The following is a 17462-nucleotide window of genomic DNA, read 5'->3' as shown; positions in this document are numbered from 1 at the left end:
GGGAGACCGCCTATTCCCGACCAACAAAACTTTGGGATTGATAAGCAACACGAACAGCACGCCGCCGGGGAAATTCCCCGTTTACATAACGATGCACCGCAACAAGCAAATCTTCACGCCACGGGGCATCGGGAAAAGCGGCCAGTTCGGCACGGGCCATCATGATGGTTTTCAGGCGATGCACGGGTTCAATATAATCGCTGCACCCATGGTTCAGCACACGGTCACGCAACAGCCCCTGCAAGATGCTTTCGCCATCCTGATGCTCGTCAATGCCCGCACTGGCGGCATAATCGGGCTGGTCCGGGTCGGTGTTAATGTATTTAACATTGCGACCAATGAAACAGCCGATTTGCAACAGGCCATCGCCCCATAATTCGGGCATTTCGGTTGCCAGTTCGCGCACCGCCTGCGCGGTTGTCAGGGCGTGGGTAACATCCAGCCAGTTTACATTCGTGCCAATCGGCATGTTGGTACGATACATAACGCTTTGATCAAAATGGCGTACCTGCCAGGCTGCCGCCCCCAGCAAGGCATGATAACACCCTTGTACGTCCCCGGCCGAACGGCGCACACGCGCCAATACCCGCGAAACAGGCAACCCCAGAAAATCATCCTTTGTCACCGGATCACTGCCAACAAGGCTGTCCCAATCCTTGCGTACAACATGAAACGCCCGAAATTCGGGGATCAAATCTTCGCGGGTCACGGTGCATAAATGCCGGGTTAACGGCAAAAGCAGGCTTTCCAGTGCATCGGCACCCAATACCGCCAGTAACGGGACGACCTTGGAAACATAAATTACCGAATGACCAAACCCGGCATAATGGCGCATGGCGCAACGGGCAAAAGCCGGGCGCAGATCATCCCATGTCAGGCCCGCCGCCATGGCCCCACGCACCAGGGCCACTGCGGTATTTTCATCTTCGGCCTCGACCGCACGGGAAAATTCGGGTTCGGACCAATCCGCCACGTCCGATGTAAACGGATAAACCGGTCGATAGCTGCTATCCCAGGCGATATGTCCGATGGTTTCAGCAAGGCTGGCCAAACGTTCGGTATCGTCTGTCAGTTCGTCACGATACGCCAGCCAGTCCGCCGCGCCCGGCATGGCGTGGGTGGTGCCATATTCAAACCGGTCCATGCGCAGGGAAAAGGCCGTTTTAATGGCCGCAAGCGGGTCCACACCGATCTGCTCCAAACGTGCCATTTCACGGCACAGTCGGTCATAATCATGTTCGTGCAAGGCAACATCAAGATTTGCCAGAATTTCAGCACGTTGCTGGTTTTGCGGCGGGTCGGTCATATCAAGCTCCACAACGCCATCATCGGTAACACGCACCGGATAACGGCGGAGTTTATCGCCGCCGACCAGGGTATCGCCGCTTTCAAGGTCGAACTTCCAGTTATGCCAGTTGCATGTCAGCACACAGCCCTGCGCCATAGAGCCTTCCATTAACGGGAAACCTTCATGCGGGCAGCGATTGTTGCAGGCATAAAGCCCGTTTTCGGTTTGAAAGATCGCAACCTGGCGACCATTGATGCGCACAAGTTTCCGCCCGTTTTGCGAAAGATCGGCCAGGGTTGTGGCGGCCTGCCAATCGCCGTCTGATGTGGCATGTTTTGCAACATCAGACGAAACCGAACCCGTCGAGGTCGGGTCAAAAGAAGGGTTTTGAGACGGTGTTGTGGCGGGTTGTTTTCCCGGCTGGACAGACGATGACATGGCGGCCTCTTTTATAAAGATTATTCTTTCAAAAACAAGCTACGCCGCTTTGCTTGCCTTTTCAATAGAATTTTCTTTATAAATACAACATGACAAAACGAAATCCCAAAGCAGCCGACGGGGAAACCCGCCGCGCCATCCTTGATATCTTGAAAAAGAACGGTCCGTCGCGTGCCGACCATATGGCAACATCCCTTGGGGTGTCGTCGATGGCGGTGCGTCAGCATTTAAAAATGTTGATGGATCAGGGTATGGTCGACGAACAACAAATTGCCTCGCCCAAGGGGCGCCCGGCAAAATTATGGGCACTGACCGCACATTCAAACACGGCCTTCCCCGACGGGCATCAGGAACTGGCGGTGTCGTTAATTGACTGTATGCGCGACAGTTTTGGCGCAGAAGGACTGGCCCGCATTGTAGACGCCCGCGCCGAACAACAAAAAATGATTTACCAGACCCGCCTGCAAAGCTGCGCCCCCGACCTGGAATCCCGGGTTCGGGCACTGGCCGCTGCACGTGACGCCGAAGGATATATGGCCACCACCCTGTACGAGGAAGACGGCACACTTCTTCTGGTGGAAAACCATTGCCCGATTTGTTCTGCCGCATCCGCGTGCCGGTCGCTATGTGCAAAGGAACTTGATGTGTTTCAGTCCGTTTTGGGCAACACCGTTATTGTGGAGCGAACAGATCATATTCTGGCAGGGGCGCGGCGATGCGCGTATCGTATTTACCAGCGCACCTGATCGCCCCCGCCAAAGCTGACCCAAAGCCAGCCCCAAAACCGCCCAATCAAACAGGACACTGCATATGACCACGGCTGATTTTACCAAAATGGGTTTGGAAGCCCTCTCACAAGGGCATTATGACGCCGCGATCAATATGTTGCGCCAAACCCTGGGGCGGAACCAGGACGACCTGCCCGCCCGGTTTGGCCTGGCCGAAGCCCTGCACCGGCGGGGAAATTTAACCGAATCGATTTATGAATATCGCAGTGTTTTGCGCGCCGACCCCAACCACCAACAAGCGCTGCAACAGTTGGCCGAGGTATATTTGCTGTCGGGCAAACCCCGCGAAGCGTTAAACAACCTTGATATTGCCCTGCGCAGCAACCCCGGCGATCCGGATTTGTTAACCGCACATGGCATGGCGCAGCTTGAACTGGGCCGCCATCACACAGCACTTGCCGATTTTCACAGTGCATCGCGCCTGCGCCCCGGCGACGGCATGATCCACCATATGATCGCCCTATGTTACCGGGCAGCAAAAGACAGCGACGGCGAACGCCGTGCGCTTGAACAGCTTTTGCGCATGACGCCCCATTCACTGGCCTGCCTGAATGATTTGGGCCGGCTGGAAATGCTGGACGGCGATTATCATTCCGCGCTGGAATATTTTGATCGCGCCCTGCAAGCCAACCCGAAATCGGCCACCGCGCTTGCCAACCGTGCCATTGCATTGACCGTTCTGGGCGAAGATCGCGCCAAACCGGCATGGGACGACGCCCTTCAAGCCGATGCCGACGCCCCGCAAGACGGGGTACGTACCGCCGCCATTTCGCAACTTTATGAACTTTCCGAAGGCTTGCTTGCCGCCAAAGCCAACACAGACGATGCCGGGCAGCGCCAGTATCTGGCAGCGGGGGCGCTTACAATGTCGACCATCGTTTAAGGACCAGGGCACGGCCCGTTTTGCCCGATTGCATGTTTTACACATCTCGCAAAACAGCCGTGCCCGTGAATGTTTAAGGGGCTGTCACATCGCCAGCATTATGACCCAGCCCCGGTACAGCACGTTTCCATGCCATGATACCGGCCACACAAACCATTGCGGCAACAAAGCCCATGAAAAACGGCGATTGCGGCGATTGCCCCGATAACAACCCACCTGCCAATACCGCCACCGCCTCGGCCATGACATGGGCGGAACGATAAACACCCAATGCCTGCCCCTGCTCGTGTGGTCCTGCGGCATCGGAAATAAACAGGCTGGTTGTCACCTCGCACCAGGCAATGCCAAACGCCGCCAGCGACATCGGCACAAAAATCCAGACCAGCCCGTCGGGCAGCAAAAACGTAATCATGCCAACACCCAAAAACACATGCGCCACCACACTTACCCCGGCAAGGCCGATACGTTTACGTGCCGGTTCCACCAGCAAACCCGCTGCAATCAGCGGCACCGAGATAATCGCAGAACAAGTCCCCAGGAACGAACTGCTGACATCGTGCATCTGCACCAGGTAAACGCCGAAAAAAGCAAAAAAGACATAAACCGCGACATAGCTGAAAAATGAAATGACAAAACCCGGCAGCAGCTTTTTGTCACACACCGTTTGCCAAACCGTGCGGGGCTTAAATGCCGGGTCTTCGTGCTGATCAGGCACCACCGCATCAGCATTGGCCGATAATTCCGCCGCAAGGGCGGGCGAAGATGAACCATCTTCCATGCCAACAGGGCCGGATTTTTCATCGACGGTGCGGCGACGGGCATAATCGGGAATGCGCAGGGTAAAAAACACCACAACGAGATTGACGCCAAACATGCCTGCAGCAAAGAAAAACGGCCAGGACACGTTAAAACCGGCATAAATATCAGGATCGGATAAAAAACCGCCCAGCAACGGGCCAATGATCCATCCAACATTAATGGCCACCGTAATGAGGCCGAAATTGCGGACCTTGGTTTTGGGTGTGCTGATATCGGATGTAATAGACTGCGCAATTGCCATGTTGCCTTCGCACAGGCCCGACAAAAACCGCCCGGCCAGCAATAACGGCAAACTGGCAATGGCAACACCAACGGCGGTTACCAGATAGCCCCCTGCCGCCCCCACAAGCGACCCTAACAAAACCGGACGCCGCCCGATCCGGTCTGACCAGCGGCCCAGCCACGGCGCACCAATAAACTGCCCGACCGGATAAAGGGCAATGGCAATACCCAGCAAAAACGGGCGAAATTCAACCGGAATGGACGGGTCCAGAAAGCCCAGTTCGGGTTTTAAAAACATTGGTCCGAATACCGGGTATGGCAGGCTGAACCCGGCAAAGCCGAACAAAACGGTCATAAAGACCGCGATCATTAATTTACGTTCCTGGGGCATGGGGGCGACTTTGTTTTCAAACGTTAAAACGTGGTAGGGGCGAAATTGGCGGGCAAAGCCCTAGTCACCGGCATCAACTGGCGCAATCGGTGTCATAGGCGCAAAATGCTGGGGCATATAGTGCTGGCCCAGACCGTAAATTACGCCCTGGGCCGCATCGGCCTGCCAACCCGCCCCGACCAGAATGGCGGTTAACCCGTCACAAAAGGTAGGCAACGCATTTTCGCGCAGCAGGCGGCCATAATGGGCATCGGTAATTTCAGAAAGTGCCAGCGCATTCATGCCAAAGGACAAGGCCCAACTGCCCAGATTAAGGGTACGCCCACGATCACGCGAATAATTCTGGCCCAATACCGGTGCCGCCTGATCCAGAAAATCCTGAAACATGCGGGTGGCATCGGCAACCTTGCGCAAAAAATCCTGATGGCGGCCAACCGTGGCCCGTCGCCACACCGACGGCGACATTGCCAGATATTCCATTTCAAATAATTCGGGGTTTTCGATGGAAAAAAGAATATCAAGCAGGCTGGCGACAATGAATTTTTCCAAAGCAGAACCATCATGGTCCCGTGCGGTTTCCAGAAACGCCGTTCGCCTGGCCCCGGCGCGCAAGGCAAGTCCTAACAAAAGGTCTTCCTTGCTGGCGAAATGAACATACAGCGTCCCCACCGAAATACCGGCCGCGCGCGCCAGATCCGACATTTTTAAATCAAAAAATCCATACTCACTGATCAGGTCCTGCGCACAGTCCAGAATAACCGTTTCGCGTTGCTGTCGCTTTTCCTGCTTTACCATCCACTACCTTGCCGGACCGAAAATGACTAAAAATCGAATTTTGTTCATTTTTTAATATCAGGCAATCGTCTTTTTTGCAAAGCTGCTCCACACTGGAAAATGTTCTTTTAATTTCAATGATGTGTGAAAAAAATTGCATTCCCCGACAGGTACCATCGCGGACCTGTCGCAATTTTTTCACATATTGCGCAATAACGGACAGGTTTGCAGGCCCGGCTTATGGCACCATCCGGGGCTATAACAACGGCACAATAAAGGGCGGCACAATTGCAAAACTATCTGGGACGGTTTCGCCGTGTCATGCGCTATATCGACGATCATTTGGCCGAAAACCTGAACGGCGAAAAACTTGGCACCGTCGCTGCCTGTTCGCGGTTTCATTTTCACCGCCAGTTCAGCGCCCTGTTTGGCATTAATCCCGGCCGCTATATTCAGCTTGCCCGGTTTGAACGCGCCGCCCGGCAGTTGGCCTATCGGCCACATGTGTCCGTTTTCGATATTGCACTTGATTGCGGGTTCGACAGCCCGGAATCCTTTAGCCGGGCCTTTAAAAAACTGCACGGGCAATCGCCGTCTGATTTTCGTAAAAACCCACAGTGGGATGTATGTTCCTCCATCTACCAGCCCCTAATAGACGCGCGGAGTAAAACCATGCCCGACAATATTCCCACCCCCGCCATCGAAATTGTCAATTTTCCACAAACCCGGGTTGCAACCCTGCGCCATCGGGGGGACCCGGCCCATATTGGCAATAGTATTCGTCCGTTTATTGACTGGCGAAAACGCAACCACCTGCCGCCACATAAAAACGCGACCTTTAACATCATTCATACCAACCCCGAAGAAACGCCCGCGGCAGATTTCGTTCTGGATTTGTGTGTGGCCACCTCAATTGCCATTTCCCCCAATCCCGAGGGGGTATTTGAACAGATTATGCAGGCCAACCGCTGTGCCCGCATTCGCCATATTGGCCCCGATCAGGATTTAAACCGGTCAATCATCCCCGTTTATGCACAATGGATGCCCCAAACCGGCGAACTTGCCGGTGACTACCCGTTATTTTTTCAACGTATCGCGTTTTTCCCCGATGTTCCCCGCCACGAAGCCATCACCGATATTTATGTCCCCCTTGCCGCCCCGCAACAGAATGCACCGTAAGCCCGCATTCACCCTTTGTGGGAACTGCAAGCGTGTGAAAACGTTTGGTTTACAGGGGCACGGGCATTTTGCCCGCTTGCATTAGTTGTTATCACCTGCCAGCGGTACGTAATATGTCCTGATTTATTCATCAGCTTTACGTCACATGCAGGTGACACTGGGAAAACCATATGTTTGAACGCCTGATCCGCATCTGGGAACGTCTGCGCCACAGTCTGTGGATTTTGCCATTGTTATTCGGGTTTGTCGGGGCATTTCTGGCCACCTGTATCATGTTTTTACCCGGCCTGCCCTTTGAGAAAACCTTAAAACCCCTATGGCCGATTTTTTCCGACACCAGCGATATTCGCAATATGATCGGCATGTTGTTACCTGCCCTGGTCACCATGTTTACGCTGGCCCTGTCGATCACGATGGTGGTGCTCACACTGGCCGCCCAAAATCTTGGCCCACGCCTGATTCGCAATTTTCTGGGTGACCATGCTACCCAAAGCGTAATTGGCATTTTTGTTGCCAATATTACCTTTCTGATCACCGTCCTGTTGATGATGGGCGATATTGGCAAACAAAACGATGTCGCCCAACTGGCCGGGCTTGTCGGGGCACTTATATTTGTCATCAGCCTGTTTTCGCTGATTATTTTTGTTCATCACCTGGGCCGATCGATTGTTGCGGATCAGGTGATCATCCAGGTTGGCGACAGGCTGGAAACCATTATATCTGAAACCCACGACCGGTTGGGCCATGCCATTATCGAGGCCCGCAACGCCGCAACCGTTATTCCCGCAGCCCTTGAAATTGATGCCAAATATGCCATTCAGGCACAACAGTCCGGTTACATTCAGGGAATTGATTATGACGGGCTTTGCCAAAAAATCGCACTCCACCACGCCAGCGTCGAACTTATTCGGCAGCCCGGTGAACACGTCATAAAGGATGAAATCATCGGTAGAATTACCTGTGATCGCGATATGATTGAAACCTTGTGCCCGGCAATTAACGAGGATGTTGCCAAATCGGTGATGATTGGCAATTACCGCACCGCCGCGCTGGATATTGAATTTTCGCTGCGCCAGATTGTTGAAATCGCGTTACGTGCCTTGTCCCCTGGCATCAACGACCCGTTTACGGCCATCGCGTCGGTTTATCGACTGGGTCGGGCCATGCGCCACACCCTGGCATTTGTTTACCCCGCCGGGTTATGGATGGATGACCACAACATCGCCCGCCTTAGTGGCCCCATTTCCGATTTCAGTGGCATGTTAAGTGCTGCAATTGACCAGATAAGACAGGCTGCCGTGCAAAAGCCCGATGTGCTCATTCCAATTGCCGAGGTGCTTGAAGGTTTGATCCCGTTTATCAGCTCGGCCCGCCAGCGCGACGAAATTCGCCGTCAGGCCCAAATCATCATCAATACCGCCCGGCGCGAAATTGGCGAACCTGACGATCGCCGCGATGTGGAAAAAGCCGCCCGTCGAGTTCTACGATCCAGCGCACAATGGCAGGAAACGCCTTTGGAAACCGGCCAAAACTAAGAAAAAACTAGTCCCGAATGAAGGGAGGCATACGGCGTTCCACCGGTTTGGCTTTCACAATTGATGTATTGGTTTCCGCATTATCAACAATTTGATCCAGCAATCCATCAAGCTCGGCGACACTGCGCACATATAAACGCGCCACAAAGCAGTCATCGCCCGTTACTTTGTCGCATTCACCAAATTCGGGAATTTCACAAATAAGCTGTTCAACAATATGCAGCTTTCCCGGTAAAGGACGAATACGCACAATTGCCTGCAACGGATATCCCAGGGCTTCGGGGTTTATATCAACGGTAAACCCCCGTATTACTCCGCGTTCTTCAAGGCGACGCACCCGGTCCGCCGCGGCCGGTGCCGACAAACCAACCCGGGCGGCCAGCTCTTTTTGTGACATGCGCGAATCAGCAATCAACGCGTTTAGTATTTTTTGGTCTGTTTCGTCCATCACCTTATCTTCTTTCGATTTGACCTAGTTTGACCTTTATTAAAAAGGCAAAACTGCAAAAACTTCAACTTCAAACCATATAACAAAAACAGAAAAACCGCGAAAATACCGCCATCACATATTTTCAGATGCGCGGAGAATTCCGATGAATGAAAAGACACGCGGTACAATCGAAATGGCAACCGCCATGATGATTTTAGGCACCATTGGCTGGTTTGTAATCGTTTCAGGGCAGTCAGCCATTAATGTTGTTTTCTGGCGCTGTACCTTTGGCGCGGTTGCCCTGGTTATCATATGCGCGGCCTTTGGCCTGTTACGCGGGCATTTAACCTGGCGCACCTTGTTATGGTCGGCTCTGGGCGGCGGGGCTATTGTTACGAACTGGCTGTTGCTGTTTGCTTCTTTTAAAATGGCATCCATCTCTATTTCCACCGCCCTTTATAACACGCAGCCCTTTATTCTTTTGGGGTTAGGTGCCCTGTTTGCAGGGGAAAAAATAACAGCAAACAAGCTGCTATGGCTTGGGGTGGCGTTTGGCGGGCTGTTGTTGATTATTGCTGGCAACAGCAATGGCAAAGACACCAGCATCACGCAATTTTCAGGGGTTTTTATGGCATTGGCTGCCGCGTTTTTCTGGGCTGTTGCCACCATCATCACCAAAAAACTGAAAGGCACTCCGCCACATCTGATCGCGCTAATACAGGTTTGTGTTGGCCTGCTGATGCTGGCCCCGTTTGCCAGCTTTGATAACCTGCCCGCCACTGCCTTTTCCTGGTTGGCACTAATCACTATTGGCGTGGTTCATACCGGGCTGATCTATGTGCTGATGTATAGCGCCGTTCAAAAACTGCCCACACATCTGCAAGGTTCATTGACCTTTTTGTACCCTGTTGTCGCCATACTGGTGGACGTCATCGCCTTTGACCATCGTCTAAGCCCCGGTCAAATTGCCGGTGCTGCGGCAATTTTACTGGGGGCCGCCGGAATGAATCTGGGCTGGCGCATCTTTACCGACAAAGCCGTTTGCCCCAAAGAACTGATCTGATTGACAGGGGTCAACACAAATAGCACCCACAAACAAAAAACCCCGCTACAGAAACGCAACGGGGTTTTTCGTTTGATATCAGCAAAACAGCACAACGGTTGTGCCGAAAATTTAACCGGCCAGTTTGGCTTCAATCGCGGCCAGTGCCTGTGCGGCCTTGTCACCATCGGGCCCACCGCCCTGTGCCATATCAGGGCGGCCACCACCGCCTTTGCCACCCAGTTCGGCCACACCAATGCGCAGCAAATCAACCGCGTTATGGGTTGCGACCAAATCTTCGGTCATACCAACCACGATGGATGCCTTGCCGCCGTCAAGCGCGATCAGGGCAGCAATGCCCGATCCCATCTGGCTGCGCAATTCATCGACCATGCCTTTAAGTTCCTTGGCCGGAATACCTTCAAGAACACGGAACGAAATTTTAACGCCGTTAATTTCCTTGAAACCTTCGGCACCGCCGGCGCCACCAGCACCGCCGGTCGCCAGTTTTTTGCGCAAATCGGAAACTTCGCGTTCCAGACGGCGACGTTCATCCTGAAGGGCGCGCACACGTTCGGGCACATCTTCGGGAACAGCTTTCAAATCACCGGCGACAGACTGCAACAAACGGTCACGATTTGCCATGTAATTGGCAGCATCAGCCCCGCTCAGGGCTTCGATCCGGCGCACACCGCTGGAAACCGCCCCTTCGGAAACAATTTTAAACTGGCCAATATCGCCCGTGCGTTTGACGTGGGTGCCGCCGCACAATTCCAGCGAATAGGCAAAGGATTTGTCTTCGGGCAGGCCCATGGAAACAACACGGACTTCATCGCCGTATTTTTCACCAAACAGTGCCATAGCGCCCAGTTCAATCGCTTCATCCGGGGTCATCAAACGGGTGACGACTTCGGTATTTTCGCGAACAAGGCGGTTCACATCGGTTTCGATCACGGCAATTTCTTCGGCTGTGACGGGTTTGGGGTGCGACACGTCAAAACGCAAACGATCCGGTGCGACGAGCGACCCTTTCTGGGTGACGTGGCCGCCCAGATGTTTGCGCATCACAGCATGCAGCAAATGCGTTGCCGAATGGTTGGCACGCAGGCTGGCACGGCGGATATGGTCCACCTTGAATTCGGCTTCATCGCCGGTTTTAATTTCACCCGAAACAACCTTGCCGATATGCACATGCAGGCTGCCCAGTTTTTTCTGGGTATCGGCAATTTCAATCACCGCGCCCTTGGCGGTTTTGATCACACCGGCATCACCCTGCTGGCCACCGGACTCACCAAAAAACGGTGTCTGATTGGCCAAAATGGCAACGGCATCGCCAGCTTTGGCTATGTCGGTTTCCTTACCATCCACGATGATGGCCGTAATGACGCCTTCGGCACTTTCCGTTTCATAACCCAAAAATTCGGTCGCACCCAAACGGTCATTCAAATCGAACCAGACTTCCTCGGTTGCCGCTTCGCCCGAACCTGACCATGCCGCACGGGCCTTGGCCTTTTGTTCTTCCATGGCGGATGAAAAACCGCTTTCGTCAATTTCGATCTTGCGCGGTTTAAGGGCATCGGCGGTTAAATCAAGCGGGAACCCATAGGTATCATACAGCTTGAACGCCACTTCGCCTGGCAGAACTGCGCCTTCGCCCATATCAAGCGTCGCGTCATCCAGCATCTTCAAACCACGGTCGAGCATGGTTTTAAAGCCGTGTTCTTCCAGCTTCAGTGTTTCTTCGATCAATGCCTGCGCACGAACCAGTTCGGGGTAGGCAGCCCCCATTTTGCGCACAAGGGCCGGAACCAGCTTATACATCAGCGGATCTTTGGTGCCGATCATGTGCAAATGACGCATCGCACGACGCATGATACGGCGTAACACGTTACCGCGGCCGGCATTGGACGGCAAAACACCATCGGCAATCAAAAAGCTGGTAGAGCGCAAATGGTCGGCAACCACGCGGTGCGACACATTAAACGGCCCGTCGGGGTCGGTATTGGTCACATCGGCCGATGCTTCGATCAGGGCGCGCATCAAATCAATGTCGTAATTGTCGTGCTTGCCCTGCAACACGGCAGCAACGCGTTCCAGCCCCATGCCGGTATCGATTGATGGTTTGGGCAGGTCCAGACGGGTGCCATTGGCCAGCTGTTCATATTGCATGAACACCAGGTTCCAGATTTCGATGAAACGGTCGCCATCTTCATCCGCACTGCCCGGGGGGCCACCCCAGATATGATCGCCATGATCAAAGAAAATTTCCGAACACGGACCACACGGGCCGGTATCGCCCATGGACCAGAAATTGTCCGAGGTCGGAATCCGAATGATACGGTCATCCGTCAGTCCGGCAATTTTCTTCCAAAGACCGTGGGCCTCGTCATCGGTATGATAGACGGTCACCAGCAATTTATCTGCCGGAAGGCCATATTCCTTCGTGATCAGGTTCCAGGCGAATTCAATCGCGTTTTCCTTGAAATAATCGCCGAACGAAAAATTGCCCAGCATTTCAAAGAACGTGTGATGGCGCGCCGTATGCCCCACATTTTCAAGGTCGTTATGTTTGCCCCCGGCCCGCACGCATTTCTGCGAGGTGGTCGCACGCGAATAATCGCGTTGCTCTTGCCCGGTAAAAACATTTTTAAATTGCACCATCCCTGCGTTGGTAAACATCAGGGTCGGGTCATTGCGCGGCACCAGCGGGCTGGAAGAAACGACCTCGTGGCCGTTTTTGCGGAAAAATTCCAAAAACGTGGTGCGGATATCGTTAACGGTCTGCATCTCTCTCCAACCCGGAAAACGCGGAACAAAACACCCGCTTTACGGCGGGTTGACTGCCCTGTTTAGCGGCTCGGCCTTGCGCTGTCCAGTCGGGGAAAGGCTTTTCGGTGTTTATGGCATGATTTCTGCGTTTTATCCGCCGCCAATCTCATGGCCGATATCATCGCAACCATAACCTTGCCGCACAGCCAATCGTAACCGCTAACCAAGAACCGGCCGCATGAAACTACGTTCATAACTCATGATACTGCGGTTACGCTTTTCAAGATCCAGCGTTGCAACACAGTCGGCATCATCCGCCATGCGATTGCGATAATCTTCGTACGCGGCAAGGCTGGGAAAGCTGAACAGGGCATAGGCAATGTTGCTGGCCCCTTCATGAGGCAGAAAATACCCGTGATGCGTGCCGCCCATGCGGTTAACAATGGGAATCCAGCGCCGGGCATAATCCTCGAATTCGGGGATTTTATGCATATCAATCACGTATTTCAAATAACAGGTAATCACGACAACCCTCTTTGGAACACAACACATCAACGTCTTGCAGCACGGCAACAATACAACGTGCTTCACCGGCATATCCGGTGCGACGGGCGCAAATGTGTATGATGTTAATTCGCCTTTTTCTGGATATTTTGCCCCAGCTTTTCCAGATCCTTGCCAAACCCGTCGGCGGTTTCACAACCTGCCAGCGCAACACCAAATGCCATCATCACCAAAATTACCACAGCATTGCGGATCCGCTTTTCCATTACCCGTATTCTCCTGCTTTCGCACAAAGCACATAAAACGTCACAACAAGGATCATGCGCCAGCCCCGAACAGGCAACCGGCGCAATGAACCCGATTTGATTAATGCGCAAAATATAACGAAATCATGCCCGCACCCTACAAAAATTGCGGTCCTGTTATTGTGATAACGGCATTTTCAACCAAAACCGGCAAACCGGCCCCATAACGGGCGACAAAACCCGCTGGTCAAAGTTTCAGAAATGCGGCAATTGCCTTGATAATCTGGTAATGCACCTCTTTTCGGCTGGTGCCTTGCGGGTCAGTGCAAACCGGGTCGTCATCGTCGGCTTGTTTTAATATTTCGGCGGCACCTGGCACACATTCCGCCAGAAATGTCAGGTGGAATGCCGGGCTGAAAACCACTTGCGACGCATTTTTCATTTTCGCCACAAGGTTACTTCCCGTTGACCCCACATCCCCCGCTTTCCAGCCATTTTCGCCACCAAGGCCAATGAACAAAACCGGGGCGGTAACGGCGGCAAGGCTGCTATTGTTAACCGCATAGGTCATGCCCGGTTCGATGGCAACGATCCGGCCAATACGCCCATCGCGGGACGTTGCCGAAAAATCAGCGGGAAGGTGGCTAAAATCGACCCCGCCTTTGCGATAAAACCGGCAGTCTTGCGCCTGATCGCCAAGTTTCGCACAATATTCGGCCATCAATTCAGGATCAAACCGGGCACCGGCCAGGTTTAAGACGGTTGTGCCGCCAAGCGAAAACCCCACGGCAGAAATACGGAACGGGTCGATATACGGCGCAAATTCGGGATTGGCGAGGATCTGATCAAGGGCGGCGGAGATATCGGCTGATCGTTGACCAACATACATGGTACGTCGAGGCGATGAATCACCGCTGGTTGTGCCTGGATGGTTAACCGCCAAAACAATCGCCCCGCGCAACGCCAGCTGTGATGATAACCAGCCAATTTGGTCCATATTACCGCCAGAACCATGCGAAAACACCACCAGCGGATGGCGGCCCGGCGCAATGGCCGCGCCAATATAAGCCTCGGTTGCTTGCCATATCGGGCTTTTGCCAACCGGTGCATGATAAATGTGCGTCCCGGCAGGATACCAGACCGATGCCGAAAGCGGCTGCGAACGATGGGCCGCCCGCACATCAAACCGGTCGTAACCGGCATAATCGCCGGCTGGTGGATTCCCCGCCAACGCCGCCGATCCAGCCAATAACCACAACCCGGTAGCCATACTCAAAACAGATGTTAGATATTTCATGATCTCAATCCGTGTTTTAAATTTCAACGGTTTGAAATTGCCCTGTTATGGCACATCGTTGCGTCCTGAAACCGGTTTTAGGACACGCAAAACCGGTTTTAGAACCCGTTTCTGCATATGTCTTCCTTGGCGAAAACTGGTATGAAACCTGTTGAACCTGATTAAACCCGCCAAAAGCCGGTTGAACCCCAATGGCCGTAAAGTGAAATCTCTCTGATGCTTGTTTTACCGCTGCCCATGATCATTGCCCTGGTGCTGGCTTTTTTGTTTCTGCGCAATATTTCGCGCAGGCGCGGGCAACCTTTTTTACTGGTATTGCTCGTGGCTTGCGCAGTGCAAAGTGTGATTACGTCGCTTGTACAATATTACGGCATAACAGCACTTCACTGGCTTCAACCTGTTACAGCATCGCTTATTCCCGCCATTGTCTGGGTGGCCTTTCTTGAAAGCTGCCTTCGGGTTCAAACCCGGATCAGGGATTACCTTCACCTGCTGGTCCCGGTGCTGGTTATCACCTGCATTTTTCTTGTGCCGATGGCCATTGATGCCCTGCTGATCATGCTGTTTACCGGGTATGGCATTGCCATTTTGACAATGCTGCATGTGATGAAGGACGATCTGGCCCATACGCGCCTGTCGGCGGGGCATTTGCCCGCCACAATATGGCGTGTAATCGCTGTGGCGCTGATCATATCGGCAGGTGGTGATGCGCTGATCAACCTGTCGCTGGCTTACGGCTTTGTCGCTTTTCCCGGCTGGATTTTAAGCATTTCATCCTCGGTTGCGTTGCTGGTAATTGGCTATTTGTGCCTGTCACACGATATCGAAACCAATTACGACACAGCATCGGCAGCCCGAACACCCCAAACCACCGCTACCACCCCGACCGTCCAAACCGATCAGCACGCAAAAATCATGCATCAGCTGGCCGCCTTGCTTGATCGTGACCCGCTATATCTGGACCCGGACCTGACGCTGGCGCGCCTGTCGCGTAAAATGGGATTACCCCTTAAACAGCTTTCAACGGCGATCAATGCGGTTACAGGTGAAAATGTGTCGCGTTATATTAACGGCTACAGGGTTCGCCACGCCTGTTCGTTGCTGTTGCAGGGTCAAAACGTAACGACAGCCATGCTTGATAGCGGTTTTAACACCAAGTCAAATTTTAACCGGGAATTTTTACGCATTACCGGAAAGCCCCCTGGCGAATGGCAGCAAAACGGACAAGAAGCGCAAAAAACATAATAAAAACTGTCGCAAACCCACCTTCCAGACACAAAAACGGACCCTTTGCAGGGTCCGTTTTTGTGTCTGTGGCAATCACTTGATTACCTTCATACGTATCGGCCTAAACGGGCGGGCGGCGCCCCCGCAGGGCGTTGACCAGCAACGACACCACAAATAGAACGATAAAGACAAAGAACAAAATCTTTGCGATTCCAACAAATGTTCCGGCAAGCCCGCCAAAACCAAGAACGGCGGCCAGCAATGCCAAGACAAGACAGAAAATTGCCCAACCAAGCATCAAAATTCTCCTGTTGTTATTATATTTTCAGGCGGCCGGTAAATTGCCCGTGTTTTCTGTTCAAGTTTTATACCAGCCGTCAGCCAAAACCGATCGGTCGCGAGCCTGCGCCCGGAAAGAATCAGTTGGCGCCTTCCTGAATGTTGTCACCCAGCTTTTCGACATCCTTGCCAAAACCGTCAGCGGTTTCACAAGCGGCCAACCCCATGCCGAAACCGGCAATGATGGCCAAAGCAAAAAAGCGTTTCAAGAAAGTAGACATGATGTTCTCCTGATCCTTGATCTTGAGATTGTTTTGTATTCTCTACACACCATCTCAAACGCGGGATGATGTTTCTTGTTCCGCACAAAAGATTGCAATAAGCATGACTTGCGGCTTTTTGACTCAAAATCACTTCAAAAACTGCGGTATTCTGCGATTGAGACAAATCGTGATCATTTTGGGGCAAGATCGGGCAGATACAGTTTTCACACGGGCATCACATTCAAATGCCGCTTTCGGGTTTTATGTGAAGGCTTCCGTAATGGTATTTTCCGCCACCAGCGGCTTTCGCATGAAAACACTGTTATCATCATCCTGATACGGACCGAATGGCGCACAACGAACAAAACCAAGCGACTGATAAAGCAAAATTGCCGCCGTTGATTTGACACCTGTTTCCAGATAAATCGCCTGACACCCCGATTTACGGGCATTATCCTCGATACAGACCATGATCTGTCGGGCAATGCCCTGCCGCCTTGCCAACGGGTCGACAAACAAACGTTTGATTTCCACTGTTCCGGCCCCTTGCCCCGCCGCAGGCGGAGATGGCAACATGTCCGGCACCTCGGTGCCATGATCAGGCATGGGCACATAACCACCGCATCCGACAATCTGGCCGCTGGTTTTATCACAAGCAGCAAAAAAACGTGCCCCCTGCGCGATCAAATGCTGTGCGCTTGTGCCCGAACGATCCAGCCCCGGATAAAGAGAGGCACTGCGATGATCTGCCTGTTGAAACAGATTTTTAATCGCGGGATGATCGGGGGATTGAAGACGTAAAATGACCATGGGAAACCCTGTCGCCGGAACGAAAAAACGAAAACCTGAAACATGCGCCATTGCCACATGGCACGCGCATCATACCGACCCGTTTGAAAAACGGGTCCACCCACCCGCCAAAGCTGCCGATAGAACATCAATATCAATTGCGCCCCAAGGACGTGGCGCAACAATGGGGAAGTATTTACCGGGTACAGACAACACAAAATATCGCCTGTGCCCGCCGCACAGGATCGGCGAATACAACATTTTTTGTGTCTGGTACGGGAAATTTCAGTGTAACTGCCA

The 17462-nt window shown here is 53.0% G+C and carries 17 protein-coding genes; 6 read left to right on the top strand and 11 right to left on the bottom strand.

Going from position 1 to position 17462, the window contains the following annotated elements:
• Nucleotides 1–10: 10 nt before the first annotated feature.
• Nucleotides 11–1726 carry a Rieske (2Fe-2S) protein gene (locus J4E05_RS15520; RefSeq protein WP_349597218.1) on the bottom strand — a complete coding sequence of 572 codons (1716 nt, stop codon included), beginning with the start codon at nt 1724–1726 and terminating at the stop codon, nt 11–13.
• 89 nt (nt 1727–1815) lie between these two features.
• Between J4E05_RS15520 and J4E05_RS15515 the strand changes: the two genes are divergently transcribed.
• Entirely contained in the window at nt 1816–2472 is a 657-nt protein-coding gene (locus J4E05_RS15515) for a helix-turn-helix transcriptional regulator (protein WP_085594744.1), read from the top strand.
• A gap of 64 nt (nt 2473–2536) precedes the next feature.
• A complete protein-coding gene (locus J4E05_RS15510; protein ID WP_349597215.1) occupies nt 2537–3397 on the top strand; it encodes a tetratricopeptide repeat protein in 861 nt (286 codons plus the stop codon).
• Nucleotides 3398–3470: 73 nt separating this feature from the next.
• On the opposite strand, the gene J4E05_RS15505 is transcribed toward J4E05_RS15510, so the two are convergent.
• Together J4E05_RS15505 and J4E05_RS15500 are read right to left on the bottom strand one after the other, a co-directional pair.
• Nucleotides 3471–4808: an MFS transporter gene (locus tag J4E05_RS15505; RefSeq protein WP_349597213.1), complete on the bottom strand. Its 1338-nt coding sequence runs from the start codon at nt 4806–4808 to the stop codon at nt 3471–3473.
• A gap of 81 nt (nt 4809–4889) precedes the next feature.
• Nucleotides 4890–5624: a TetR/AcrR family transcriptional regulator gene (locus tag J4E05_RS15500; RefSeq protein WP_349597210.1), complete on the bottom strand. Its 735-nt coding sequence runs from the start codon at nt 5622–5624 to the stop codon at nt 4890–4892.
• Between the two features lie 267 nt (nt 5625–5891).
• On the opposite strand from J4E05_RS15500, the gene J4E05_RS15495 reads away from it, so the two are divergent.
• Together J4E05_RS15495 and J4E05_RS15490 are read left to right on the top strand one after the other, a co-directional pair.
• On the top strand, nt 5892–6782 hold the full coding sequence (locus J4E05_RS15495) for an AraC family transcriptional regulator (RefSeq protein ID WP_349597207.1): 891 nt from the start codon (nt 5892–5894) through the stop codon (nt 6780–6782).
• 170 nt (nt 6783–6952) lie between these two features.
• A complete protein-coding gene (locus J4E05_RS15490) occupies nt 6953–8317 on the top strand; it encodes a DUF2254 domain-containing protein (RefSeq protein ID WP_349597204.1) in 1365 nt (454 codons plus the stop codon).
• Between the two features lie 7 nt (nt 8318–8324).
• On the opposite strand, the gene J4E05_RS15485 is transcribed toward J4E05_RS15490, so the two are convergent.
• Complete coding sequence (locus tag J4E05_RS15485) at nt 8325–8765, bottom strand: Lrp/AsnC family transcriptional regulator (protein ID WP_503012340.1); 441 nt, start codon at nt 8763–8765, stop codon at nt 8325–8327.
• A 145-nt stretch (nt 8766–8910) separates the two neighbouring features.
• Between J4E05_RS15485 and J4E05_RS15480 the strand changes: the two genes are divergently transcribed.
• On the top strand, nt 8911–9810 hold the full coding sequence (locus tag J4E05_RS15480; protein WP_085591871.1) for a DMT family transporter: 900 nt from the start codon (nt 8911–8913) through the stop codon (nt 9808–9810).
• Nucleotides 9811–9921: 111 nt separating this feature from the next.
• On the opposite strand, the gene alaS is transcribed toward J4E05_RS15480, so the two are convergent.
• The 4 genes from alaS to J4E05_RS15460 form a co-directional block, all read right to left on the bottom strand.
• Nucleotides 9922–12576, bottom strand: coding sequence for an alanine--tRNA ligase (alaS, locus tag J4E05_RS15475; RefSeq protein ID WP_349597194.1), 2655 nt, complete (start codon nt 12574–12576; stop codon nt 9922–9924).
• A gap of 201 nt (nt 12577–12777) precedes the next feature.
• The gene (locus J4E05_RS15470; RefSeq protein WP_349597191.1) at nt 12778–13083 is read right to left on the bottom strand and encodes an NIPSNAP family protein; all 306 of its coding nucleotides are present in this window, start codon (nt 13081–13083) and stop codon (nt 12778–12780) included.
• A gap of 104 nt (nt 13084–13187) precedes the next feature.
• Entirely contained in the window at nt 13188–13328 is a 141-nt protein-coding gene (locus tag J4E05_RS15465) for an entericidin (protein ID WP_349597189.1), read from the bottom strand.
• 226 nt (nt 13329–13554) lie between these two features.
• Nucleotides 13555–14604 carry an alpha/beta hydrolase family protein gene (locus tag J4E05_RS15460; protein WP_349597186.1) on the bottom strand — a complete coding sequence of 350 codons (1050 nt, stop codon included), beginning with the start codon at nt 14602–14604 and terminating at the stop codon, nt 13555–13557.
• A gap of 216 nt (nt 14605–14820) precedes the next feature.
• Between J4E05_RS15460 and J4E05_RS15455 the strand changes: the two genes are divergently transcribed.
• Entirely contained in the window at nt 14821–15849 is a 1029-nt protein-coding gene (locus J4E05_RS15455; protein WP_349597183.1) for a helix-turn-helix domain-containing protein, read from the top strand.
• 103 nt (nt 15850–15952) lie between these two features.
• On the opposite strand, the gene J4E05_RS15450 is transcribed toward J4E05_RS15455, so the two are convergent.
• The 3 genes from J4E05_RS15450 to J4E05_RS15440 form a co-directional block, all read right to left on the bottom strand.
• Complete coding sequence (locus tag J4E05_RS15450; protein ID WP_085591857.1) at nt 15953–16129, bottom strand: DUF1328 family protein; 177 nt, start codon at nt 16127–16129, stop codon at nt 15953–15955.
• Between the two features lie 121 nt (nt 16130–16250).
• Nucleotides 16251–16391, bottom strand: a complete 141-nt coding sequence (locus J4E05_RS15445) for an entericidin (RefSeq protein WP_085591855.1) — start codon at nt 16389–16391, stop codon at nt 16251–16253.
• Between the two features lie 243 nt (nt 16392–16634).
• Entirely contained in the window at nt 16635–17183 is a 549-nt protein-coding gene (locus J4E05_RS15440) for a GNAT family N-acetyltransferase (RefSeq protein WP_349597178.1), read from the bottom strand.
• Nucleotides 17184–17462 lie beyond the last annotated feature (279 nt).

Origin of the sequence: Thalassospira sp. NFXS8, from assembly GCF_040148805.1 — a bacterium.
Classification (GTDB): Bacteria; Pseudomonadota; Alphaproteobacteria; order Rhodospirillales; family Thalassospiraceae; genus Thalassospira.
This window is presented reverse-complemented; position numbering and strand designations above follow the sequence as displayed.